Origin of the sequence: Streptomyces sp. MBT65, assembly GCF_016612545.1 — a bacterium.
GTDB lineage: Bacteria > Actinomycetota > Actinomycetes > Streptomycetales > Streptomycetaceae > Streptomyces.
The window spans coordinates 1-6579 of sequence record NZ_JAENRY010000398.1 but is presented as its reverse complement, the minus strand read 5'-3'; the positions used below and the strand labels follow the sequence as shown (position 1 = coordinate 6579).

The 6579-nt window shown below is 68.7% G+C and carries 5 protein-coding genes; 4 read left to right on the top strand and 1 reads right to left on the bottom strand.

What is annotated here, in order from left to right; translation table 11 throughout:
• Positions 1–1808: glycogen debranching protein GlgX (gene glgX, locus JHN63_RS46205; protein ID WP_200691128.1), on the bottom strand; the 1808-nt coding region annotated here is incomplete at its 3' end.
• A gap of 152 nt (positions 1809–1960) precedes the next feature.
• Between glgX and JHN63_RS46200 the strand changes: the two genes are divergently transcribed.
• From JHN63_RS46200 to JHN63_RS46185, 4 genes are all read left to right on the top strand, one after another.
• Complete coding sequence (locus tag JHN63_RS46200; RefSeq protein ID WP_200691127.1) at positions 1961–3193, top strand: Ig-like domain-containing protein; 1233 nt, start codon at positions 1961–1963, stop codon at positions 3191–3193.
• Positions 3194–3361: 168 nt separating this feature from the next.
• Positions 3362–4609 (top strand): Ig-like domain-containing protein, encoded by a 1248-nt coding sequence (locus JHN63_RS46195; RefSeq protein WP_234478711.1) that lies wholly within the window; start codon positions 3362–3364, stop codon positions 4607–4609.
• A 115-nt stretch (positions 4610–4724) separates the two neighbouring features.
• Complete coding sequence (locus tag JHN63_RS46190) at positions 4725–5492, top strand: enoyl-CoA hydratase/isomerase family protein (protein WP_200691126.1); 768 nt, start codon at positions 4725–4727, stop codon at positions 5490–5492.
• Between the two features lie 308 nt (positions 5493–5800).
• Positions 5801–6304 (top strand): ATP-binding protein, encoded by a 504-nt coding sequence (locus tag JHN63_RS46185; protein ID WP_200691125.1) that lies wholly within the window; start codon positions 5801–5803, stop codon positions 6302–6304.
• Positions 6305–6579 lie beyond the last annotated feature (275 nt).

Below are 6579 nucleotides of genomic sequence, written 5' to 3'. Positions count from 1 at the left end.
TCGTTGTCCTGGCAGTAGGCGTTGTTGCTGCCCCGCTGCGTCCGCCCCAGCTCGTCGCCCGCGACCAGCATCGGGACGCCCGTGGAGAGGAGGAGCGTGGTGAGGAGATTTCTCAACTGCCGTCGCCGCAGCGCCTTGACGCGCTCGTCGTCCGTCTCCCCCTCGACCCCGCAGTTCCAGGAGCGGTTGTCGTCCGTGCCGTCCCGATTGCCCTCGCCGTTGGCCTCGTTGTGCTTGCGTTCGTACGACACCAGGTCCCGCAGGGTGAAACCGTCGTGCGCGGTGATGAAGTTGACCGAGGCGTAGGGGCGCCGGCCACCCCACGCGTACAGGTCGCTGGAGCCCGACAGCCGGTACCCGAGGTCCCGTACGTCCGGCAGCGCACCGCGCCAGAAGTCCCGGACGGCGTTGCGATAGCGGTCGTTCCACTCCGTCCACAGGGGTGGGAAGGCGCCGACCTGGTAGCCGCCCGAGCCGACGTCCCAGGGCTCGGCGATCAGCTTCACCCGTCGCAGCACCGGGTCCTGGGCGATCACGGCGAGGAAGGGGGAGAGCATGTCGACGTCGTGCATCGAGCGGGCCAGCGCCGCCGCGAGGTCGAAGCGGAAGCCGTCGACGCCCATCTCCGTGACCCAGTAGCGGAGGGAGTCGGTGATCAGGCGGAGGACGTGCGGCTGGACGACGTGCAGGGTGTTGCCGCAGCCGGTGTAGTCCGTGTAGCGGCGGGCGTCGCTCTGGAGGCGGTAGTAGCCGCGGTTGTCGATGCCCTTCAACGACAGCATCGGGCCCAACTCACCCGCCTCGGCTGTGTGGTTGTAGACCACGTCGAGGATGACCTCGATCCCGGCCTCGTGCAGCGCGCGCACCATCCGCTTGAACTCGCCGACCTGTTGACCCGCCGTACCGGTCGCCGCGTAGCCCGCGTGCGGGGCGAAGTAGCCGATGGAGTTGTAACCCCAGTAGTTCTTCAGGCCCCTGCGCAGCAGATGGTCCTCGTGCGCGAACTGGTGGACGGGCAGCAGCTCCACGGCCGTCACGCCCAGCTTCACCAGGTGCTCGATCGCGGCCGGGTGCGCCAACCCGGCGTAGGTGCCCCGGAGTTCCTCGGGTATCCCGGGGTGCAGCTTGGTGAAGCCGCCGACATGGAGTTCGTAGATGACCGAGTCCGCCCACGGGGTCTTCGGGCGGCGGTCGTCCATCCACTCGTCGTCGGTGGTGTCGTCGTGGACCACAACTCCCTTGGGGACGTGGGGTGCAGAGTCCCGGTCGTCGCGCACGGTGTCCGCGACCTGCTGCTGCGGCCAGTCCCGCACATGCGCGTACACCTCGGGCGGCAGCCCGAACTCGCCGTCCACCGCCCGCGCGTACGGGTCCAGGAGCAGCTTCGCCGGGTTCCAGCGGGCGCCGGTCCACGGGTCCCAGCGACCGTGCACCCGGAAGCCGTAGCGCTGACCGGGCCGTACACCCGGCAGGAAGCCGTGCCAGATCTCGTGCGTCAGTTCGGTGAGGGGGGCGCGCGTCTCCACCCCCTGCTCGTCGAACAGACACAGCTCGACCGCCTCCGCCCCTCCCGCCCACAGCGCGAAGTTGGTGCCCGCGACCCCGTCCGGGCCGACCCGGTACCGGGCCCCCAGCGGCATCGGCGTCCCCGGCCACACGGGCACCGGCGGCCCGGTGTGCGGGGCGCCGTTCAGTACGGGTGCGGCACGCGGCGACGGCACGGCCGCGTCGACGACGGACCTCTCCACCGGCACGCCGCCGTCGACGCGCTCCTCCTGCACGGCCTCCTGCTCGGCTGCGCTCGACACCGTCCGGCCTCCTGCGGCTCATGGAACGACGAGGTGAAGACCGCGCGACGTCCCGGTCGCGGGCCCCTGTCCTGTCATCCTCCCCACTGTTCTGCCCAGAGCTTGGGTCGCACTCACGTTTCCCCGGAGCGTGCCCGCTCGTTGGACACCCCGTGAGGTATGCACAAGGGCGCGCGCGGCGCGCGGGGGTCGCACTGGCCGCCGTACTGACATGGGCAGGACTGCTGGCCGGAGCCACCGGCTGTACTTCGGACGGCTCGGGCGGGGGCGGTATCGGCGACATCTTCGGCAAGGCACCGGCGCCCGAGGATGTGATCCGGATCTCGCCCGAGGACGCCACCAAGGGCGTCAAACCGGACCGGCGGCTCATGGTCCGGGTGTCCAGCGGGCGGCTGGAGTCCGTGCAGGTCGTCAAGGCACAGGACGCCCAGGACACCCCCGTCCCCGGCCACATCTCCGAGGACGGACTGCGCTGGGAACCCGAGGACCGGAAGCTCGCGCTGGCCGCCGAGTACACCGTCGACGCGGTCGCCCTCGACGGCCACGGCCGCCGCTCCGCCCGGCACACCACCTTCACGACCTACGTCCCGGACGAACGGTTCATCAGCTACGTCACTCCGGAGAACCGCGCCACCGTCGGCACCGGCATGATCGTCTCCCTCGGCTTCAACCGGGACATCGAGAACCGGGCCGCGGTCGAGCGCGCGATCCACGTCACCGCGAAACCGGCCGTCGAGATCCGCCCGCACTGGTTCGGCACAACCCGCCTCGACTTCCGCCCCGAGACCTACTGGAGACCCGGCACCCAGGTCACCGTCTCCCTCCGTCTGCGGGACGTGGAGGGGGCCAAGGGTGTCTACGGCCTCCAGTACAAGACGTTCTCCTTCACCGTCGGCCGCAGCCAGGTCTCCCTCGTCGACGCCGTCCGGCACACCATGGAGGTGCGGCGCGACGGCACCCTGCTGGCCACCGTGCCGATCACGGCCGGCGCCCCGAAGACCACGACGTACAACGGGAAAATGGTGGTCATGGAGATGCTGGAGGTGACCCGGATGAACAGCCGCACGGTCGGCTTCGGCGGCGAGTACGACATCCCCGACGTCCCGCACGCCATGCGGCTCACCGACTCCGGCACCTTCCTGCACGGCAACTACTGGGCGCCGAGCGCCCCCGGACACGTCAACGTCAGCCACGGGTGCGTGGGCCTGCGGGATGTGAAGGGCGGTGGCTCGGACACCCCGGCCGGGTGGTTCTTCGACCGCAGCATCGTCGGGGACGTCGTCGAGGTCGTGCACAGCAACGACAAACAGGTCGCTCCGGACAATGGCCTCGGCGGGTGGAACATGGGTTGGAAGGCGTGGAAGGCGGGCAGTGCCCTGAAGTGAGCGCAGGAGGGGCGGGGGAGCCTGTGTCAGGCGGCAGTTGAAGTTGCGACCGAATGGTGACATTCGCCTGACATGAAGCTCAAAACCTGGCGGTTAATATGCGCGGATGCGCACGTCAGATGCGCAAAGGGGTGCGGGCCTGACCGGGCCCGGCGAGGGGAGAAAGTCTTGAACGTGCGACCGATATCGAGGGCGTCGGGGGACGCTCGCGGCCGGAGAAACAAGGGGCTGCTGGCGCTGATCCTCGGTGTGCTGCTGCTCGCCGTCACCGCGTGCGGCGGAGGCGGAGGCTCCAACTCCGGGTCAGCCTCGGGCGACAGCAAGGCCAAGGGTTCGGACACGGCCGAGACCAAGCAGTCGCAGGCGGTCGTCACCATCGCCCCGAAGAACGGCTCGAAGTCCGTCGACACCAGCGGCGCCCTCAAGATCAGCGCCGCGAAGGGCAAGTTGACCGAGGTCACCGTCAAGGACGCCGACGGCACCAAGGTCTCCGGCGCGATCACCGGCGGCGGTGCGAGCTGGACGCCCGCGACCCACCTCGCCGCCGCCACCAAGTACACCGTGCACGCGGTGGCCAAGGACTCCGACGGGCGGGTCGCCGCCGAGGACTCCAGCTTCACCACGCTGACCCCGAAGAACACCTTCGTCGGCTACTTCACCCCCGAGGACGGCTCCACGGTCGGCGTCGGCATGCCGTTCTCCATCCGCTTCACCCGGGGCATCACGCACCCCGAGGACGTGAAGAAGGCGATCAGCATCACGACCTCGCCGGCCGTCGACGTCCAGGGCCACTGGTTCGGCAACGACCGCCTCGACTTCCGCCCGGAGAACTACTGGAAGTCCGGCACCAAGGTCACGATCAAGCTCAACCTCGACGGCGTCGAAGGCCGTTCGGGCGTCTACGGCAAGCAGACCAAGACGGTCAAGTTCACCATCGGCCGCAACCAGGTCTCCATCGTCGACGCCAAGAAGCACACGATGAAGGTCACCCAGGACGGCAAGACCATCAGGACCATCCCGGTCACCACCGGCAAGCCCGGCTACGACACCTGGAACGGCCAGATGGTCATGAGCGAGAAGCTCACCGTGACCCGGATGAACGGTGAAACGGTCGGCTACGGCGGCGAGTACGACATCAAGGACGTCCCGCACGCCACCCGCCTGACCGACTCCGGCACCTTCGTGCACGGCAACTACTGGGGCGGCGGCGCCTTCGGCAACTACAACGCCAGCCACGGCTGCATCGGCCTCCAGGACGTCAAGGGCGGTTACAGCAAGTCCGTCCCGGCCGCGTGGTTCTTCAACCACTCGATCCTCGGTGACGTCGTGGTCGTCAAGAACTCCAACGACGCGACCGTGGCACCCGACAACGGGCTCAACGGCTGGAACATGTCGTGGGCGAAGTGGACGGCGTAGCACGCTAGTCGACGTACGGGCCCGGTGCTGTGACCTACGGCACCGGGCCCGTTGTCGTTGGCGCGCGTGCTGTGCCCATCTGGGGGACGACCCCCAGACCCCCGATAATGCGTGCATGACCGTGAATCTCGAAGTCGCCGAGGGCGTCGGCACCATCCGCCTCGACCGCCCGCCGATGAACGCGCTGGACGTCGCCACCCAGGACCGTCTCAAGGAACTCGCCGAGGAGGCGACACGGCGTGACGATGTGCGTGCCGTAGTCGTCTACGGCGGGGAGAAGGTGTTCGCTGCGGGTGCGGACATCAAGGAGATGCAGCGTATGGACCACGCGGCGATGGTGGTGCGGTCGCGTGCGTTGCAGGAGTCGTTCACGGCGGTGGCCCGTATCCCGAAGCCGGTGGTCGCGGCGATCACGGGCTATGCGCTGGGCGGGGGTTGTGAGTTGGCGTTGTGCGCGGACTTCCGGATCGCGGCCGACAATGCCAAGTTGGGGCAGCCGGAGATCCTGTTGGGTCTCATTCCCGGTGCGGGCGGCACGCAGCGGCTGGCCCGTCTGGTCGGTCCGTCGAAGGCGAAGGACCTGATTTTCACCGGCCGTATGGTCAAGGCGGACGAGGCGCTTCAACTGGGCCTGGTGGACCGGTTGGTGCCGGCTGCGGACGTGTACACGGAGGCGCACGCGTGGGCGGCGAAGCTCGCGCAGGGACCGGCGATCGCGCTGCGCGCCGCGAAGGAAGCGATCGACACCGGTCTGGAGACGGACATCGAGACGGGGTTGGCGGTCGAACGGACCTGGTTCGCGGGGCTGTTCGCGACCGAGGACCGTGAGATCGGGATGCGCAGCTTCGTCGAAGACGGCCCCGGCAAGGCGAAGTTCCAGTGAGCCGGACTGCCAAGTTCTGGTGAACCGGACGGTCAAATACCGCTCATCCGCTTGCAATTGACGCGATGTCTCATACAGGCCCCTCGGCCCGACGGTTTATGGGAACCTTAACGTGACCTTAAGCCTGCCTTGTCGAGGGAGCCTGTCGATTGCCTCCAACAGAGCCTTCACCGCAGGTCACAGGAGCTGTCGCCAGCCCTGAAATGCCTCTGGCACATGCCAATCGAATGTCGCGGAACGGGGGCTTCCGGGGGGCGTATTCCTCCGGAACCGCCCCGGAGCCCGTCTGTGGCGGCCATGATGGACGCATGGCGGGGCTGGAAGGTATCGGACAGCCGCGGGGACAAGGCCGTGCGACCGCGGCGCGCTGGTCGCCTGCGGTCGAGGACGAGCGGGCACTCAAAGCGATCGAGTTGTTCGGCAATCCCACGGAGGCAGAGGTTCCGCTCCCGTCCCGCCCCGAATCCGCCGCCACGGCCCGCAGGCTCACCCAGATCGTCGTACTCCGCCACTGGGGACTCAGCCCGAAACTGACCGAGGACGCCGTCTTACTGGTCTCGGAACTCGTCGGAAACGCCGTACGGCACACGGGTGCCCGGGTGTTCGGCCTGCGGATGAAGCGCCGCCGCGGCTGGATCCGTGTCGAGGTCCGCGATCCCTCCCGCGGCCTGCCCTGCCTGATGCCGGTCCAGGAGATGGACCTCAGCGGCCGGGGCCTGTTCCTCGTCGACAAACTCTCCGACCGCTGGGGCGTCGATCTGCTTCCGCGCGGCAAGACCACCTGGTTCGAGATGCGCGTCGCGGACCGCTGAACACCCCAACACCCCTTGTGCGTACGGCAGTTCGGGCGCCGAGGGCCTTTGTGCGGACGGCCGTTCGAGGTGCGACCCGGGCCGGTCCCCCATTCGGGTCAATGCCCCGCTTTCTTACTCAACACCCCTTAAATGGGCCGGGTGACCACGACCGACCGCCGTACGGCGTTGCGTGCGGGTGCCGGGCTCGTCGCCGGGGGCGCTCTCGCCGCCGGATGTGCCACGACCGGCTCCACCGCACCCCCCGCCGCCCCCGCCAGCGGACCGGCTCCCGC